This is a genomic window from Nocardia sp. NPDC051900 (assembly GCF_044452545.1).
In the GTDB taxonomy this organism is placed as follows: domain Bacteria; phylum Actinomycetota; class Actinomycetes; order Mycobacteriales; family Mycobacteriaceae; genus Nocardia; species Nocardia sichangensis.
This window is the reverse complement of sequence record NZ_JBITBU010000004.1, coordinates 97,019-113,813: the sequence shown is the minus strand read 5'-3', so window position 1 is coordinate 113,813 and position 16,795 is coordinate 97,019. Positions and strand designations below refer to the sequence as shown.

Annotated in this window: 15 protein-coding genes; 7 read left to right on the top strand and 8 right to left on the bottom strand. The window is 70.2% G+C overall.

The window, feature by feature from the left end:
- Positions 1-42: 42 nt before the first annotated feature.
- A complete protein-coding gene (locus tag ACIA5H_RS07680; RefSeq protein WP_397074653.1) occupies positions 43-720 on the bottom strand; it encodes an NAD(P)H-binding protein in 678 nt (225 codons plus the stop codon).
- On the opposite strand from ACIA5H_RS07680, the gene ACIA5H_RS07675 reads away from it, so the two are divergent.
- Positions 692-1,129 (top strand): MarR family winged helix-turn-helix transcriptional regulator, encoded by a 438-nt coding sequence (locus ACIA5H_RS07675; protein WP_397074651.1) that lies wholly within the window; start codon positions 692-694, stop codon positions 1,127-1,129. The two genes, ACIA5H_RS07680 and ACIA5H_RS07675, sit on opposite strands and share 29 nt — an antisense overlap.
- Positions 1,130-1,183: 54 nt before the next feature.
- On the opposite strand, the gene ACIA5H_RS07670 is transcribed toward ACIA5H_RS07675, so the two are convergent.
- Complete coding sequence (locus ACIA5H_RS07670; RefSeq protein ID WP_397074649.1) at positions 1,184-2,023, bottom strand: MBL fold metallo-hydrolase; 840 nt, start codon at positions 2,021-2,023, stop codon at positions 1,184-1,186.
- A gap of 224 nt (positions 2,024-2,247) precedes the next feature.
- Between ACIA5H_RS07670 and ACIA5H_RS07665 the strand changes: the two genes are divergently transcribed.
- Positions 2,248-3,198: a LysR substrate-binding domain-containing protein gene (locus ACIA5H_RS07665; protein ID WP_379255443.1), complete on the top strand. Its 951-nt coding sequence runs from the start codon at positions 2,248-2,250 to the stop codon at positions 3,196-3,198.
- Here ACIA5H_RS07665 and ACIA5H_RS07660 read toward each other — a convergent pair.
- Positions 3,183-4,052 (bottom strand): serine hydrolase, encoded by an 870-nt coding sequence (locus ACIA5H_RS07660; protein WP_397074646.1) that lies wholly within the window; start codon positions 4,050-4,052, stop codon positions 3,183-3,185. The genes ACIA5H_RS07665 and ACIA5H_RS07660 overlap by 16 nt on opposite strands.
- A gap of 56 nt (positions 4,053-4,108) precedes the next feature.
- A complete protein-coding gene (locus ACIA5H_RS07655; RefSeq protein ID WP_397074644.1) occupies positions 4,109-4,651 on the bottom strand; it encodes a hypothetical protein in 543 nt (180 codons plus the stop codon).
- 565 nt (positions 4,652-5,216) lie between these two features.
- On the opposite strand from ACIA5H_RS07655, the gene ACIA5H_RS07650 reads away from it, so the two are divergent.
- The gene (locus tag ACIA5H_RS07650; RefSeq protein ID WP_379255437.1) at positions 5,217-6,557 is read left to right on the top strand and encodes a CoA transferase; all 1,341 of its coding nucleotides are present in this window, start codon (positions 5,217-5,219) and stop codon (positions 6,555-6,557) included.
- 100 nt (positions 6,558-6,657) lie between these two features.
- Here the strand turns inward: ACIA5H_RS07650 and ACIA5H_RS07645 are convergent, their stop codons facing one another.
- Positions 6,658-7,233 carry a TetR/AcrR family transcriptional regulator gene (locus ACIA5H_RS07645; protein WP_379255435.1) on the bottom strand — a complete coding sequence of 192 codons (576 nt, stop codon included), beginning with the start codon at positions 7,231-7,233 and terminating at the stop codon, positions 6,658-6,660.
- 118 nt (positions 7,234-7,351) lie between these two features.
- On the opposite strand from ACIA5H_RS07645, the gene ACIA5H_RS07640 reads away from it, so the two are divergent.
- The 3 genes from ACIA5H_RS07640 to ACIA5H_RS07630 all read left to right on the top strand — a co-directional run bounded on the left by ACIA5H_RS07640 (position 7,352) and on the right by ACIA5H_RS07630 (position 10,433).
- A complete protein-coding gene (locus ACIA5H_RS07640) occupies positions 7,352-8,404 on the top strand; it encodes a nucleoside hydrolase (protein ID WP_397074641.1) in 1,053 nt (350 codons plus the stop codon).
- Positions 8,401-9,285: an amidohydrolase family protein gene (locus tag ACIA5H_RS07635; RefSeq protein WP_397074639.1), complete on the top strand. Its 885-nt coding sequence runs from the start codon at positions 8,401-8,403 to the stop codon at positions 9,283-9,285. The genes ACIA5H_RS07640 and ACIA5H_RS07635 overlap by 4 nt, the downstream gene beginning before the upstream one ends.
- 191 nt (positions 9,286-9,476) lie before the next feature.
- On the top strand, positions 9,477-10,433 hold the full coding sequence (locus tag ACIA5H_RS07630; RefSeq protein WP_397074636.1) for an endonuclease/exonuclease/phosphatase family protein: 957 nt from the start codon (positions 9,477-9,479) through the stop codon (positions 10,431-10,433).
- A gap of 23 nt (positions 10,434-10,456) precedes the next feature.
- Here the strand turns inward: ACIA5H_RS07630 and meaB are convergent, their stop codons facing one another.
- From meaB to ACIA5H_RS07615, 3 genes are read right to left on the bottom strand one after another with little or no spacing between them, the layout of a single operon-like run.
- Positions 10,457-11,500, bottom strand: a complete 1,044-nt coding sequence (meaB, locus tag ACIA5H_RS07625; RefSeq protein ID WP_397074634.1) for a methylmalonyl Co-A mutase-associated GTPase MeaB — start codon at positions 11,498-11,500, stop codon at positions 10,457-10,459.
- Entirely contained in the window at positions 11,497-13,776 is a 2,280-nt protein-coding gene (gene scpA / locus ACIA5H_RS07620; RefSeq protein WP_379255429.1) for a methylmalonyl-CoA mutase, read from the bottom strand. Before scpA ends, meaB begins: the two co-directional genes overlap by 4 nt.
- Positions 13,776-15,632 carry a methylmalonyl-CoA mutase family protein gene (locus ACIA5H_RS07615; protein ID WP_397074632.1) on the bottom strand — a complete coding sequence of 619 codons (1,857 nt, stop codon included), beginning with the start codon at positions 15,630-15,632 and terminating at the stop codon, positions 13,776-13,778. Before ACIA5H_RS07615 ends, scpA begins: the two co-directional genes overlap by 1 nt.
- A 181-nt stretch (positions 15,633-15,813) precedes the next feature.
- Between ACIA5H_RS07615 and ACIA5H_RS07610 the strand changes: the two genes are divergently transcribed.
- On the top strand, positions 15,814-16,500 hold the full coding sequence (locus ACIA5H_RS07610; RefSeq protein ID WP_379255427.1) for a TVP38/TMEM64 family protein: 687 nt from the start codon (positions 15,814-15,816) through the stop codon (positions 16,498-16,500).
- Positions 16,501-16,795: the final 295 nt, after the last annotated feature.

The window sequence follows — 16,795 nt, the reverse complement described above, 5'->3', positions numbered from 1 at the left end:
GCCGGGCCAGCCCCGGCGGGGCGGGTATAGCGATCCGACGACTCAGCCGATGCGGAACGCGTCCGCGTTACGGGCACACCACTCCGCGAACGAGCGCGGTGGGCGTCCGATCAGCTGTTCCACCGTGTCGGTGCGCAGACCGACGGTGTCCTTGCGCATCACGGCGAATCCCTCGACGATGGCAGCCGCCAGAACTTCCGGGGCGCCGCCGGGAAACCGGGCGCGAACCGCCTCATCCGCCGTCGCGACCTCGCGCACAGTGATCGTGCGCCCGAGCGTCCCGGCCAGGATCTCGACTTGCTCGGGCACGGTGAGCACCTCGGCGCCGGTGAGGGTGTATTCCCGGCCCGCGTGCCCGTCCCCGGTCAGGACGGCAGCGGCGACGGCGGCGATGTCGGCCGGATCGATCGGCGCATGCCTGCCCGGGCCGATCGGGTTGAGTACGTAGCCGTCCTCGCGGAGGGTCGGGATCCATTCCAGCGCGTTGGTCATGAATCCGCCGGGGCGCAGGAACGTCGCGGGGATACTCGAGGCGCGGACGAGTCGCTCCCGTTCGTGATGCCAGCGGCCCATGGCGGGCATCGGATCGCCCAGGACGTTGATCGATGACAGCTGCACGTTCCGGCGCACCCCGGCGGCTGCGGCGGCCTCGACCGCATGCCGGACCGGTGCGACGCCGATGCCGCCCCTGATGCCGGAATTCCTTGACCTGCACGGCAAGACCAACAAGGCCGTGCGCGCCGCCGCCGAGGCCGCCCTGCGCGGGCACGGACTGCATCTCGGCCAGGATCACCTGCTGGCGGCGCTGTGGGAGCGCGACGGCAGGACGCCGGGAGAACTCGCGGCCACACTGAACGTCAGCACGCCCACCGTCGTCAAAATGGCCACCCGCATGGCGGAGGCCGGACTGCTCGAGCGCCGCCGGGACGACAAGGACAGCAGGCTCGTCCGCCTGTGGTTGCTCGACGAGGGCCGACGCCTGCGCACCCCGATCGAAGCGGAACGCCGATCTCTCGAAGATCGTCTCACCGCGTCCCTCACCTCGGCAGAACGCGACAACCTGCTCACCGCGCTGGCCAAGATCCACCGCGCCGCAAGCGGACTCATCGACGGGCCGGTCGAGCACTGACGACGCTTGTGCTGTGGCACCCGACCCGATCGGCCCCGGCGAGATCCAGGCCGGTCACGGCGTGAAGGTCTGTAGATGGTCCACGGTGACGAAAGTGCTCTGCGGGCTCGCCGCACGCACCGCCGCTCGTAGCGGCTCCAGACCGCCCCAGTCGCGAGCAGGTTCGGTGAGTGGATGGTCGAAGTCGTCCCAGTGGGTGGGCAGCACGTAGCGCGGGTTGCCGGTGGCGCGCAGCAGGCGCCCGACGTAGTCCTGGATCTTCCCGCCTCCAGCGGGCAGCAGCAGCACGTCCGGGCGCAAGCCCGTCAGTTCCGACTCGATGTAGTTCGAGCCGCCGAAGTTCAGCACGCTCACGCCGCCGCCGCTCACCTCGTAGGCGAGTGTGCCGCCCTCGACCAGATCACGAATCACCCTGGGCTGCGGCAGTTCTCCCGCGCCCAAGCCTGGACGGGTACCCGCGAAAGCCACCGTGGCGCGCGCCCCGGATGCGGAGTGCAGCGAACGCAGCACCCGGATGGTGTATCCGTCGAAACGGAGGAACTCGCCGCCCGTCGCCAAGGCGAGCTGTTGCTCCGGGGCGCCGAGCGCGGCCATGAGGTTCAGGTGCGTCTCGGTGCCGAGCACCGTCGCTCCGGTCTTCTTCGCCAGATACGGTACGTCGGTGAAGTGGTCGTAGTGGCCGTGGGTGACCAGGATGTGATCGGCGCGCAATTCACCGCTGTCGACGTAGTGGTCGATCAGCGCGGTGTCCACGGTGATCGGCGTCTGCGGATCCGCGCCCTCGGCCGTGTAGGTTCCGGTATGGAACCTGGTCAGCCAGGGGTCGATGAGCACGACCTTGCCCCCCGGCAGGCGGATCTCCCAGCTGTTGTTGCCCCACCACCGCAGCGTCACCCCGCCGGGCGATCCGCCCCCGGGAACCGAAGTCGACGCACCATTATCGTCGGAATCCGTTGTAGCACAAGCGACTAGCCCTGCTAGCGCGGCCGCGCCCGCCGTCGCGCCGAGAAATTCACGCCGTCCGAAACCTGTCATGCGGGCACCACACCACATGCCCTGCGGCCGTGTCCAAGACCGGTGTCGACGCTCGGTGATATCGAAAAGGATATCGTCGCAGCGTGGATCAACTGCGCCAGCTCCGGTATTTCGTCGCCGTCGCCGAGGAATTGCATTTCGGGCGGGCCGCCGAGCGGCTCGGCATCGCCCAGCCGCCGCTGAGCCAGCGCATCCGCCGCCTGGAGGCCGACCTCGGCGCGCGTCTGTTCGAGCGCGACAGCCGCCGCGTCGAACTCACCGAGGCCGGGCATATTCTGCTCGCCGAGTCGCGAGACCTGCTTGCGCGCTGGGAGCGGACGAGAACGCTGGTCGGGAAGGCGCATCGGGGCGAGATGGACGCCGTGCGGATCGGAGTGCCGCCCGAACTGGCCGGGCGGGTCCTCGCCGCGCTGCTCACCGCGTTCGAGGCCAGGGACGTCCGGGTGGATCTGCAGGAACTGACCACCGCCGAGCAGGTCCGGCTGCTCGCCGACCGCCAATTGGACGCCGGGGTGCTGCAACACCCGGTCGACGTGGTCGGCCTGGAACTCGGCCCGGTGGTGGAGACACCGCTCGGCGTGGTGCTGCCCCGCGATTCGCCGCTGGCCGCGCGGTCGGCGCTGGAACTGGCCGACCTCGCCGGGCACGGCCTGGTGATCTTCCCGCGCGCGGCCGCGCCCGGACTCTACGACGCCACGCTGCGCCGCTGCTGGGAGCACGGCTTCCGCCCGGTCTCGGTGCAGCACGCGCGCAATCCCGAATTCGTCCTGGGCATGGTGCTCTCGGGGCGGGGTGTGGCCTTCGACCAGGGGATGGTGGCGCAGAAGGAACCCCGCGTGGTCTGGCGGCCACTGCCGGAGGGCACGCTGAGTCATCGGTTGTCGCTGGCCTGGCCGGTGGGCGTGGCGCATCCGCTGGTGGGCGAGCTGGCCGAACTGGTCGTCGCGGTGCTGCAAGGCGACGGCGCGTCACGGCCGAGTCCGGTCGCGGACCCACCGCAACGGCCATGGAACGTCGTCTACGGCCCGCCGTGAACGATCCGGCCGATCGCCTCGACGGCGGCTGCGCCGATGGCGCGATCCACCTCCGGCAGCCGCTGCGCCAAGGTCGCCGCTCGGGTGAAAACCGCTACGGCATAACGCTTTCCATCCGGATACTCGACGACGCCGACCTCGTTGCGCACCCCGGGCAGCGTCCCCGTCTTGGCCCAGACCTGCACGTCCGGCGGAAAGGCGGCGGCGAGCCGGTACCAGTTCACCTGCTGACGCATCAGATCACGCACCCACCGGCACGCCTCCGGTGCGCCCGCCTCGTCCCGGGCGATCATGCTGAGCAGCCGCGCCATCTCCCGCGGGGTGCTCGCGGTGGTGCGCCGCGGGTCCAGCGCGCGGGTGCGCAGCACCTGCTCGGCGTCGAGCGCGGGAAACCGGCGGGCGAACTCGGCCGCGTCGGCCGCGCCGATGTCCTCGGCCATGGACTGCACCACGGTGCGCGGCGGACCCACCACGCGGGTGGCGGCGAGGCCCAGTTCGCGCAGCAGCGAGCGCACGTTGTCCAGCCCCACCCGGTTGAACAGCAGGTCCGCCGCGGTGTTGTCGCTGACGGTGAGCGCGAAGTACGCCGCGTCGCGCAGGCTGAACTCGACGTCGTCGGCGCAGCCCGCGGTGCCGACGCCGCCGAGCCGATCCGCCGCCCGCGCCCGCACTCGGTCGGCGGGGTCCAACTGTCCCGCCGCTACTTGCCTGGCGAACTCCAGGACCAGCGGCACCTTCACCACCGAGGCGAGCACCACCGGTTCGTCCGCCCGGACGCCCGCCTCGGCGCCGCAATCGACGCACCGGGCATGCACCCACCCCTCGACGCCGACAGTCCGAAAGATCTCCTGCACCGATGCAGCATCCCCGTCCGCGGTGGCGGATACGGCACCGGGGCGTGCCGGACGGCTCAGGCCCCGCCGGGGCTCGTCCGCGCGATTCGCTGTTCGAGTTCGGCGATCCGCTGCCGATAGTCGGCCAATTCCGTAAGACGAGAACTCATCTCGTCGGTCAACTGAGCGATCCGGCCGAGGTAGCGGTGCGCGGGGCGGTCGGCCCAGTAGGCGCTGGCGCGGCCGTACTCCACCGCACGATCGACGTCGCCCGCGGCGACTCCCGCCGCCGCCGCGTCCGTCGTCGCCGCCGCGAGCGCGGCCTCGAGCTGCTCCACGCGCAATCGCGTCGCCTGGTCGTGACCGGCGGTGCCGAGTGCCGCGCGCTCGGCGGCGAGGTCCTGGATCTCCCGGAGGTACCCCGCGTTCTGCGCGTCCTGCACGGCCATCAGCTCGTAGTCGAGTGTGATCGGCGCGGAGCGGACCCGGTCCGGGAGCAGAGCCGCACGCGGCCGCAGGTCGATGCCGAAGACCGGCACGCGTTCTCGCGCGGGTGAATTCGGCTTCTTTCTGATCGTCGGCACCGTGTATTCCGCGCTTCCGGCGTAGACGTTCGTCATCGTCGATCGACCTCACCTATGGCCGACGCGCGGCAGTTCGGTGCGCCGGCCATGCTCTGCCCCTCTGCCCGCACGCGACGGACAGGTCATCGGATCGGCGCTGCGTCACCGCGCCGGCTGCTGCGGTGCAGCATGTGGACATGCTGGCCGATACGTCCGGTCTTCGCGCCCCCCACTATTTTCACTGGCGAGAAGTGCGCTCGGACAGTCTCTTTGGTGTGACATGGTGCTGCCACGGCCCGCATCCACCACCATCCGAGACGCCGGAGCCTCGAGCTCGTCAGCATTTCATCCGCTATCCCGGCCTCGCCCTTGTGCGATCCCGCGGTCGCCGTTCGGGCCTGTCCATGGGTTCCACCTGGACGGGCGCGCCATCCGTTCGTCGACCACCCCGCCGCATCGAGGCGCGGCGCGCCCGCATGCGGGTCACCCTGGTCGCCGACCCGAATCGGCGCAGGTGACACCACAGAACGACGGTGCGGCGCGGAAGCCGCGGACCGCATCCGGCGCGGCTGTGACGACCACCGCACCCGAGTTCGCCGTACCGCCAACTACGCTGAAGCGAGTGAACACGCACGCACGGCTCGTCCAGGACTACGAGGCCGGTATCGGTGTCACCGCCTCGCCCATCTCCTCCGCGCCCGATCCGGGTAGCAATCTCGCCGCGACACTACCGGTCTGGGCACTCGCCGCCGGTTCGGTCGCGGCGCTGACCGCCGCGGCGAACCGCATGCGGGCGGCCCGCGGTCTGGCCCCGGTGGCGCATCGCATCGACCCGGCCCGCATCACCGCGGCCTTCTCCAGCGAGCGTCTCTTACGCATCGGCGGCCAACTGCCGACGCAGTTCGCCGACCTCTCCGGCTTCTTCCCCACCTTCGACGGATGGGTTCGCACGCACGCCAACTATCCGCATCACCGGGCGCGACTGCTCGCCACCCTCGGCTTGCCCGACTCCGTGCCGGTCGATCTCGCCGTCGCCCGAATTGCGATGGTCCGCGCCTCGGATCTGGAGGAACAGGCCTCCGCGCAGGGCGCTATCGCGGTCCGCGTCCGTACCGAGGACGAGTGGACCGCCAGCCCGGAAGGACAGGCCGCGGCGGCGGGCCCCTTGGTCGCGATCGACCGGCGCGCCGACCGCGGGGAAGCCGGATTGCCTACGGGCGCCGCACCTTTGCAGCCGCTGCGGGGATTGCGTGTGCTCGATCTGACCAGGGTGATCGCGGGCCCGGTCGCGACGCGGGCGCTGGCTTTGCTCGGCGCCGAAGTGTTGCGGGTCGACCCGCCGCAACTGCCCGAGATCCCCTGGCAATTCGCCGACACCGGTCAGGGCAAGCGCTCGGCGTTGGTCGATCTGCGCACCAGTGGCCTCGATGATCTGATCGCCGCCGCCGACGTGCTGATCACCGGCTACCGGCCGGGCGCACTGGAGCGCGCCGGGGTGCGGGCCGCCGCCAGGCCAGGGCTGATCCACGGGCGGGTGTCCGCCTGGGGTGAAGCCGGGCCGTGGGGTGAGCGGCGCGGCTTCGACAGCATCGTGCAGGCCGCATCCGGCATCTCGATCCTGGAGGGCGCGCCCTCCGTGCCAGGAGCGCTGCCCGCCCAGGCGCTCGACCACGCCTCGGGCTACCTCCTCGCCGCCGGAGTGATCGACGCCTTGGTCGCGCGCGCGGGCGACGGCATCGGGCGGGACGTGCGGGTGGCTCTGGCCCGCACCGCGTCCTGGCTGCTCGGCGCCCCCGACCGCACACCGCGTCATCCGGCAGCCGCGGAGCCGAGCGCAGCACAGGTGGTCCGACACGGACAAGTCGTCACCGCGCCCCCCGTACTCCCCGAATACCCGGACTACGCCTGGCCCGCACCCGCCTACGGCGCGGACCGTCCCGCTTGGCCCCTGCCGACCCACTGACCCGTCCCGCTGAGGCGCCGCGAGATCCTTCGCGGCGCCGACCAGTGGCGCTCGCGGTACCGCGCCTGTGCCCCGTCCCCGTCGGTGCTGTCCAGGAGCACTAATCCTCGACCCCGGCCAGTGCGGCGACCGCCTGCGCCAGGCGGTCGCCGTCGGGGAGGTTCGCGTCCGGAGCGATGGTTTGCAGTACGCCGAGGCCCTGGACGAGTACGAAATACAGTTCGCCGATCGCCTCGGCCTGGTCTTCGCTCAGCTGCGGGTGCGCCGCCCGCAGCGCGTCCGCCATCTCCCGGTAGGCCCCGGGCAGGCTCTGCGCGAAGAACTTCCGCGACTCCGGCGAGCGGGCGACGCGAACCAGGTTCTCCATGCTCGCCAGCATGCTGTCGTGGTTCTCGGTGAACACCGCGGGCATGCCGTTCCACATCGTGGCGAACGCTGCCAGCGGCGTCACACCACTACCCTCGCGGATCTTCTGTTCCATGCTGTCGCCGATCGCGGTGCCCAGCGAGTCGGCCAGGGCCTCGGTGATCAGCTGGTCTTTCGAGCCGAAGTGGTAGCCGATCGCCGCCAGGCTCACACCGGCCGCCGAGGCGATGTCGCGGGCGGTCGCCTTGGCGACGCCCCGCTCGATGATGACTTTCCGTGCTCCCGCCAGCAGATCCTCGCGATTTCCCATGACTCGAGGCTACAACGTCTAAGACATATGTACCAGACGTATGTACTACCGCCTGCCATCACCGAGCTATCGGCCACCTCGGCGACGCCCCGGCACCCCGGCTCGCTAGTCTCGTCCCGTGCGGCAGAAGATCATCCTGGACGTCGACACCGGCATCGACGACTCGCTCGCGCTGCTGTACGTGCTCGGCTCCCCCGAGGCCGAGATCACCGGAATCGCCGCCACCGCGGGCAACGTTCCGGCGGCGCAGGTGGCGGCGAACAATCTGGCCTGGCTGGACGTCTGCCACGCGCCGGACATCGAAGTGGCGCTCGGCGCGGCCGAACCACTCGCGATCCCGCTGCGCACCACCGAGGACACGCACGGACCCCAGGGCATCGGGTACGCCGAACTCCCCCGGTCGGCTCGCCGTCTCTCGCCGCGATCGGCCGCGCGGATGTGGGTCGAGCTGGTGCGCGCGCATCCCGGGGAGATCGTCGGCCTGTGCACCGGGCCGCTGACCAATCTCGCACTCGCCTTGCGGATCGAACCGGAGCTGCCGCTGTTGCTGCACCGCCTGGTGATCATGGGCGGCGCGTTCAATCATCCGGGCAACACGACGCCGACCAACGAGTGGAACGTGCACGTCGATCCGGAGGCCGCCAAGGAGGTCTTCGACGCGTTCGCCGCGGCCCCCGCACAGCGCAGGCCGATCGTGTGCGCGCTCGACATCACCGAGACCATCGAGATGCGGCCCGAGCACCTGGCCCGCCTCGCCGAGCGCGCGAAGAGCTATCCGGTGGAGGTCGTCTCGCCCGCCGATCCGCCCGAGGCCCGCTCGGCGGCGAGCAATCCGATCGTCCGGCACGTCACCGACGCGGTGCGGTTCTACTTCGATTTCCACCACGGCTACGACCTGGGCTACTTGGCCCACATGCACGACCCGTTCGCGGCCGCGGTGGCGCTGGACCCGGCGCTGGCCCGTACCCGCCCGGCGACGGTGGACGTGGAACTGGCCGGAACCATCACCCGCGCGACCACGGTCGCCGACTGGACGGGCATGTGGGGCCGGGAACCCAACGCCGACATCGTGATCGGCACCGACCAGAAGCTGTTCTTCGAGCGACTGATCGCCCGGGTCGGCGACCTCGCGCGCACGGTGCATCCGCCCGCCGCACAGGAGGTCCGGTGACCGACGCCGACGACACGACCTACCTGGCCGCCTTCCGCACCCGGCTCGGCCTGCCCGGAATCGTCGACGTCCATACGCATTTCATGCCCGACCAGGTGCTGCGGAAGGTGTGGGCCTACTTCGACTCGGCAGGTCCGTTGACCGGCCGCGCCTGGCCGATCACCTACCGCGCCGACGAGCAGGTCCGTTTGAAGACGCTGCGCGACTTCGGCGTTCGCGCGTTCACCGCTCTCGTCTACCCCCACAAGCCGGACATGGCCGCGTGGCTGAACGAATGGACCGCAGACTTCGCGGCGCGCACGCCCGATTGCCTGCACACCGCCACCTTCTTTCCTGAACCACCGGCCGCGAGCTATGTGCGGGAGGCCGTCGAACGCGGCGCCCGCGTCTTCAAAGCGCACGTCCAAGTCGGCGGCTACCATCCGGGCGACCCGCTGTTGGACCCGGTGTGGGGCCTGCTGGAGGACGCGCGCGTTCCGATCGTCATCCATTGCGGTTCCGGCCCCGCGCCCGGAACGCACACCGGGCCGGAACCGATCGCCGGTGTGCTGCGGCGCTTTCCGCGCCTGCGGTTGATCGTCGCGCACATGGGCACGCCGGAGTACTCCGAATTCCTGGACCTGGCCGAGGCCTACGCGGACGTGCGGCTGGACACCACCATGGTGTGGACCGATTTCTCCGAGGCCGACGCCCCGTTTCCGGTGCACGAACACGGTAGGCTGCGCGCCTTCGCCGACCGCATCCTGTTCGGCAGCGACTTCCCGAACATCCCACATTCCTACGGTCATTCGATCGAGGCGCTCGAACGGCTGGATCTCGGTGACGACTGGTTGCGCCAGGTCTGTTACCGCAATGCGGCGGCGCTGTTCGGCCTCGAATGACCGGTGTCGACCGGCTCGGGTCGCCATGACCGTGAGCGCTGGGCAGTGCGGGCACCAGCCCGACCGCACCTGGCCGCCGCGGTTGTCACCTACGGCGTCTGGAACGGCCGAAGAACACGCTCTGCCTCGGCAGCGGTCGGCGGCGGCTGCCGTCGAATGCCCGGCGTCGCCGGTGTGTTCGAATATCGGACGTGATCTCGAAGTCGATCGTGGTCGTCGTCCAGCTACTGGCCTGGCTTGCCGCACTGGCCGGGTGCGTGGGGCTCGCACTGCACTTCAGTGGGTCGCAGTCTCGGATGTTGGTCTTGGCGGCTTCGGGTGCGCCGTATCTGATGGGTTCTGCCGTGCTGGGGGCGGTGGCGTTCGTCGCCATGCGGCAGTGGAGCGGTGCGGCGGTCGCGATCGTCGTCGTCGCCATCGCGGCGTGGACGCAAGCGCCGCTGTACGTCGGCCGTTCCGGCGACGCGGACGGGCACACCCTGACGGTGATGCAAGCCAATCTCCTTTTCGACGGAGCCGATCCCCGGGCGCTGGTCGACGAGATACACGCGAGGAACGTCGCCGTCCTCACCGTGAACGAACTCACGCCGACGGCAGTCGAGGAACTCGGCCGCGCGGGACTGGACCAGGTCTTGCCGTACCGGTTCGTCTCACCGGGAAGGACAGCGACCGGGACGGGAATATGGAGCAGCTACCCGCTGACCGAAACCGTCGAGTACGACGGCTTCGTGCTGAACCAGCTGTCGGCGACCGCCGACGTTCCAGGCGTCGGCCCGGTCGCGGTGTACGCCTTCCATCCGGTACCGCCGGTGTACGGCACGCGGGTCTGGGCCGACGAATTGTCCCGGCTGCGGGTGATTCTCGACCGATCACCCGCGGATCGACCGGTGCTCGCCGGCGGCGATTTCAACGCGACCTACGACCACCGGCAGTTCCGCGCGATGCTGTCCGGCCGCTTCGCCGACGCCGCCGAGCAGGCGGGCGCCGGACATCTGGTCACCTATCCGACCGACAAACGGTGGCCGCCCCTGGTCGGTATCGACCACATCCTCGTCGCCGACGGTAGCGCGGTCGCGGTGGAGACCGTGGGACTCCCCGGCGCCGACCACCGTGCCTTGGTGGCGCGGATCCAGCTGAACGCGCGGTAGGCGTTGGATCGGATCCCGGCGGCTCAGCGGCCGTCGAAGGCGTTCAGCAGTTCCTCGGCGGCGAGCGCGGCGGTGAGGGTGCCGTCGCGGACCTGCTTCTCCACTTGCGCCCGCATGGCTTTCACGTCCGGGTTGTCCGAGAGCCTGCGCAGCAGCTGGTCGTGCACCATGGTCCAGGTCCAGTCCACTTGCTGGCGACGGCGCTTCTCGGCGAATTCCCCGGCGTCGGTGAGCACACGACGATGTTCGAGCACCGTGTCCCAGAACCGGTCCAGGCCGACGCCTTCCAAACCGCTCATGGTCAGCACCGGCGGCCGCCACAGCGCGTCGTGCGGGTGGATCAGCCGCAGCGCGCCCGCGAGTTCCCGGGCGGCGGCTCTGGCCTCGACCTCGTGTTTGCCGTCGGCCTTGTTCACCGCGACCAGGTCGGCGAGTTCGAGCACGCCCTTCTTGATCCCTTGCAGCTGGTCGCCGGTCCTGGCCAGGGTGAGGAAGCAGAACACGTCGACCATGTTCGCGACGGTGACCTCCGACTGGCCCACCCCGACGGTCTCCACCAGGATCACGTCGTATCCCGCCGCCTCGAGCAGCACGATGGTCTCGCGTGTCGCCTTGGCGACGCCGCCGAGCGTGCCCGCCGTGGGCGAGGGCCGGATGTAGGCCTCGCGCTGCACCGACAGCCGCGCCATCCTGGTCTTGTCGCCGAGGATGGAACCGCCGGTCCTGGTCGAGGACGGGTCGACCGCCAGCACCGCGACCCGGTGCCCCCGCTCGATCAGATACATGCCGAGCGCGTCGATGAAGGTCGACTTGCCGACGCCGGGAACGCCGGTGATGCCGACGCGGTTGGACGGCGCGCCCCCCGCGCCCGCCTCCGGCGTCACTTTCAGCAGCAGCTGCTGCGCCAGCGCACGGTGATCGGCCCTGGTGGATTCCACCAACGTGATCGCCCGCGCCAGAGCGGCACGCTCGTTGGCGCGGACCGCCGCGGCGAGGGCGTCGACGTCGATCGCCCGGCGCGCGGTCACCTTCGGGGTGTCGCGCGCCGGGGAACCCGCTTCGCTCATTCCGTCGCGGCGGAATCCGCGGCGCCGCTGCCGAGTTCGTGACCGAGTTCGGCGCCGAGCTTCTTCAGCAAGTCGATCGCCGCGTCCGCGATCACCGTGCCGGGCGGGAAGATCGCCGCCGCGCCCGCCTGGTAGAGCTCCTCGAAGTCACCGGGCGGGATGACGCCGCCGACGATGACCATGATGTCGGGGCGTCCGACATCGGCCAGTGCCTGCCGCAGGGCGGGCACCAGCGTGAGGTGGCCCGCAGCCAGCGACGACACACCGACGACGTGCACATCGTTGTCGGCCGCCTGCTGCGCCACCTCTTCCGGGGTCTGGAACAGCGGGCCCACGTCGACGTCGAAGCCGAGGTCGGCGAAGGCCGTGGCGATCACCTTCTGTCCCCGGTCGTGGCCGTCCTGCCCCATCTTCGCGACGAGGATGCGCGGCCTGCGGCCCTCGGCCTCGGCGAATTCCTCGACCAGCTCGCTCGCCTTGGTGATGTTGGTGACCTTCCCTGCCTCGTCGCGGTACACACCGGAGAGGGTACGGATCTCCGCCTGGTGGCGGCCGTATACCTGCTCCAGCGCATCGGAGATCTCGCCGACGGTGGCCTTGGCCCGTGCGGCGTCGATGGCCAGCGCGAGCAGGTTGTTCGCCATGCCGCCCTCGGAAGAGGCCGCGGCGCGGGTCAATTCGGCCAGCGCCCGCCGTACCGCGTCGGGGTCGCGCTCGGCGCGCAGGCGTCGCAGCTTCTCGATCTGCTCGGCGCGCACCCGCGAGTTCTCGACCTTGAGGACCTCGACCTGCTGGTCCTCTTCGACCTGATACTTGTTGACGCCGATCACCGGCTGCTGGCCGGTGTCGATCCGCGCCTGGGTGCGCGCGGCGGCTTCTTCGATGCGCAGTTTCGGGATGCCCTCGCCGATCGCCTGCGCCATGCCGCCGTGCGCTTCGACCTCCGCGATATGCGCGCGGGCGCGGTCGGCCAGCTGGTGGGTGAGCCACTCGACGTAATACGAGCCGCCCCACGGGTCGATCGGGCGGGTGGTGTTGGACTCCTGCTGGATCAGCAGCTGGGTGTTACGGGCGATGCGGGCGGAGAAGTCCGTGGGCAGCGCCAGCGCCTCGTCGAGCGCGTTGGTGTGCAGCGACTGGGTGTGGCCCTGGGTGGCTGCCATCGCCTCGATGCAGGTGCGCGCGACGTTGTTGTAGGCGTCCTGCGCGGTGAGCGACCAGCCGGAGGTCTGCGAATGGGTGCGCAGCGACAGCGATTTCGCGCTCTTCGGGTTGAACTTCGCGACCAGCTCACTCCACAGCAGGCGCCCGGCGCGCAGCTTGGCGACCTCCATGAAGAAGTTCATGCCGATGGCCCAGAAGAACGACAGCCGCGGCGCGAACTTGTCGACCTCCATGCCCGCGTCGATGCCCGCCCGGATGTACTCGACGCCGTCGGCGAGGGTGTAGGCCAGTTCCAGGTCGGCGGTCGCGCCCGCTTCCTGGATGTGGTAGCCGGAGATGGAGATCGAGTTGAACTTCGGCATCTTCGCGCTGGTGTAGGCGAAGATGTCGGAGATGATCCGCATCGATGGCTTCGGCGGGTAGATGTAGGTGTTGCGGACCATGAACTCTTTCAGAATGTCGTTCTGAATGGTTCCGGCCAGCTGTTCCGGCGCGACGCCCTGTTCCTCGGCGGCCACGACGTACAGCGCCAGGATCGGCAGCACCGCGCCGTTCATCGTCATCGAGACGCTGACCTGGTCCAGCGGGATGTGGTCGAACAGCTGGCGCATGTCCAGGATCGAGTCGATGGCGACGCCCGCCATGCCGACGTCGCCTTGCACCCGCGGATGATCGGAGTCGTAGCCACGGTGGGTCGCCAGGTCGAACGCGACCGACAGACCCTTCTGGCCCGCCTGCAGGTTGCGCCGGTAGAAGGCATTCGAGTCCGCTGCGGTGGAGAAACCCGCGTACTGGCGGATGGTCCACGGCTGGTTGACGTACATCGTGGGGTACGGACCGCGCACGAACGGCGCGACACCGGGCACGCTGTCGAGCGGATATCCTGCGGCCGCGATCGCGTCCCGGTCGGCCTTGGTGAACACCGGTGGCACGTCGATGCCTTCCGGGGTCGACCACACCAGCTGTTCGGGGGCGTACTGGTTGGCCGCCGCGGCCGCGCGCACGTACTCCGTCACCTGCGCCGCGTCGACCGCGGCGGGCTCCGGCGCGCCCTCGGCCAGCGGCACGTCGGCGAAACTACCGATCACGTGCTTGATCTCACGAGTGGTCATCAGGCTCCCACCTTCTCGAGCAGGCCGGACAGCGCGGCGACGGCGTCGATGCGCGCGGCGAGGAATCCGTCCGGGCGTTGCGCGTCGTCCAGGTCGGCGACGGCCTTCGCCGCACCCGCCAGCAGCACGGTGGGCACGCCCGCGGCGCGCAGTTGCCGCACCGCTTCACCCGCTTCCGATCCGTAGCGCGTATCCGAGCCACACAGCACCGCGATCGGCGCCCCCGCTTCGGCGGCCGCCGCGGCGATTCCGTCCACCGCGAGCGGACCCGGATTGATCGACTCGATGCCGCCCGAAGCCAGCAGATTCGCGATGAAGGTGACCCGCACGTTGTGCTCGGCCACCGAGCCGAGCGGCACCAGCATCGCTTTCGGCCGCGCGCCGTGCTCTGCGAGGTAGGCGTCGGAGCGGTTGCGCAGCTGCTCGAACGCGGCGCCGTAGCGGGCGACCCGGCCGGCCTGCCGCGCCGCCTCGGACAGCGGCTGCTCGGCGAGGTTCGGGAATTCGTTCACGCCGGTGACGGCGGTCTTGCGGTGCGCGACATCGGCGTCGCGAGCGGCCTTGGTCGCCGCGACCCGCTCGGCGAGCAGCCCGGACTCCAGCGCGGCGAGGTAGCCTCCGGCCGCCTCGATCTCCTGGAGGAACTCCCATGCCTTCGCCGCCAGCGCGGCGGTGAGGTCCTCGACGTACCAGGAGCCCGCACCCGGATCCTGCACGTGGCCGAGGTGCGATTCCTCGAGCAGCAGCAGCTGAGTGTTGCGGGCCATCCGATCGGCGAACGCCTGCGACACGCCGAGTTCGCCGGGCGGCAGGGCGGAGTCGAACGGCAGCACGGTCACGGTGTCGGCGCCGCCGATGCCCGCGCCGAACGCGGCGAGCGTGGTGCGCAGCATGTTCACCCAGGGGTCGCGCTGACTCATCATGGCGGCCGAGGTGACCGCGTGCTGGGGCGCGCCGCCGAAATCCGGTGCTCCGCAGACCTGCGCGACCCGCGCCCACAGCCGCCTGGCGGCACGGAACTTCGCGATGGTGGCGAACTGATCGTCGGTGGCGGCGAACCGGACCTCCAGCTGTCCCAGCGCGTCGGCGATGTCCAGGCTCTCCGTCAGCGACCGCAGGTAGGCCAGGCCCGCGGCGACCGCCGCGCCCAGTTCCTGGGCGTCGGAGGCGCCCGCGTCGTGGAAGACGGTCCCGTCCACGGTGATCGCACGCACCGTTTCCGGTCGTCGCGCCGCCTGTCCGGCCAGTGCGACGGCCTCGGTGAGACCGGTGTCGGCCGGGCCGGCGAAGCGGCTGGTCAGAGGCGCGGCGCCGAGCGAGACCCGGATGCCATCGCGCGCTGGCGCGGTGTAGCCGTCGAGCGCCGCGAACACCTGCGCCGCCGCGTCGGCGACGTCGCCGCCCGCGTCCAGCGTGAGCGGGGCGAGTTCGAAGAGCAGGCCGGTCAGGGCGGTCGGCAGATCCGCCACCGGTACGCCGCGCTCGCCGGCACCGAGCCAGATCGCGCTGATCCCGTTCTCCAGCGCGGCCAGGATCTCGCGGTTCGCCGCCGCGGCGTCGCGCTGGGCGAACCGGGCGCTGACGAACCAACCCCGGTGCACGTCGCGAGTGGCGTCTCGGCCGCGAACGAAGGGGAACGTTCCGGGCAGGGGCTGCTCCGGCAGCTCATCGCGCCGGGTGTAGAGCGGGGCGACCGTCAGCCCGTCATAGGTGGTCTCGTCGAGCAGTCGCTCGGGCTCCTCGGGAAGTTCGCTGACATCGACGCGGCGAGCCTTCGCCAGCACCCCGGCAACACCCTTGCGCCATGCGCCGTATTCGGGCACCGGGTCGGCCCCGGGATCTGAAGCAATCGGCATAGCTTGCTGTTCCTCTTCCTCACCACGGGCGCACCGCCAGTGCGCGCCCGATACCCTCACATTCGCCCAGCTCAGCGACTACTTCGGTTAACGGGCATTCGTCCCGCTTCCACTGATGCTAGCGGGCGGATTCCCAGCCGGTTGACCCTGCCCGCCACTACCAACCGGTAACCTGTCGCCCGTGACGAGGCTGATCCGTGACCCGCGTATCGTCGCGCTGATCGTCGGCGCGGTCGCGCTGTTCGGCGCGGCGCTGCTGGTCCCGCTGCCGTCGCCCCGCCAGGTGCAGGACTGGGCGACTTCCGTCGGCCCGGTCTTCCCGCTGCTGTTCTTCCTGGTCCACGCTCTGGTGACGGTGGCGCCGATCCCGCGCACCGTATTCACCGTCAGCGCCGGACTGCTGTTCGGCCCGCTACTTGGCATCACGCTCGCGGTGAGCGCGACGACCGTCAGCGCGGCCCTGGCCATCGTGCTCATCCGCGCGCTCGATCGCAATCAGGTCGCCGCCCGGCTCACCCATCCCGCGGTGCGCGCCATCGATGTACGTCTCGCCCGCCGCGGCTGGCTGGCGGTCGGCTCGCTGCGGCTCATCGCGGCCGTACCGTTCTCGGTGATCAATTACTGCTGTGGCTTGTCCTCGATCCGGTTCTGGCCGTATCTGTTCGCCACGGTGCTGGGTGTGCTGCCCGGCACGATCGGCACCGTCATCCTCGGCGACGCGCTCACCGGGACCACCCATCCGGCGATGCTCGCGCTGTCCGGCGCCTGCCTCGCGGTCGGACTGGCCGGTCTGGTGGTCGACGCGCGATGGAAGACGACAGTCCCCGCTTCGGTAGACATCGCCGAACCCGTCGCGGCTGCCGACTGAGCAACGCTCGATCCGTGACCGATTCCACGGAACCGGGGTCACGTCCAGCATTCCCGCCGCACAGCCCGACGGGAATGCGGGAAATTCAGCGGTGCCGAGAACGAGGATGAATCAGTAATAAGGGACTAAGCGCCCGTCCGCTCTCCAGTGCACGGTTCGCGTGCGGCACCGCAATTGACACTACAACCGCGCCATCGCCGGATAGGGCCGCAGTGCAGTTCGCCCCCTACCGCGTCACATAAGCCTCTGCCGCGACAGCTCCGCGCACCGACCCTTATCAATTTCGTAAAGTCGG

What these genes read in the sequence shown, in the direction of transcription:
- ACIA5H_RS07675 (WP_397074651.1), top strand. Translation starts at nt 692, where the DNA reads ATGCCGGAATTCCTTGACCTGCACGGCAAGACCAACAAGGCCGTGCGC.
- ACIA5H_RS07655 (WP_397074644.1), bottom strand. Translation starts at nt 4,651, where the DNA reads ATGACGAACGTCTACGCCGGAAGCGCGGAATACACGGTGCCGACGATC.
- ACIA5H_RS07645 (WP_379255435.1), bottom strand. Translation starts at nt 7,233, where the DNA reads ATGGGAAATCGCGAGGATCTGCTGGCGGGAGCACGGAAAGTCATCATC.
- meaB (WP_397074634.1), bottom strand. Translation starts at nt 11,500, where the DNA reads ATGAGCGAAGCGGGTTCCCCGGCGCGCGACACCCCGAAGGTGACCGCG.
- scpA (WP_379255429.1), bottom strand. Translation starts at nt 13,776, where the DNA reads ATGACCACTCGTGAGATCAAGCACGTGATCGGTAGTTTCGCCGACGTG.
- ACIA5H_RS07615 (WP_397074632.1), bottom strand. Translation starts at nt 15,632, where the DNA reads ATGCCGATTGCTTCAGATCCCGGGGCCGACCCGGTGCCCGAATACGGC.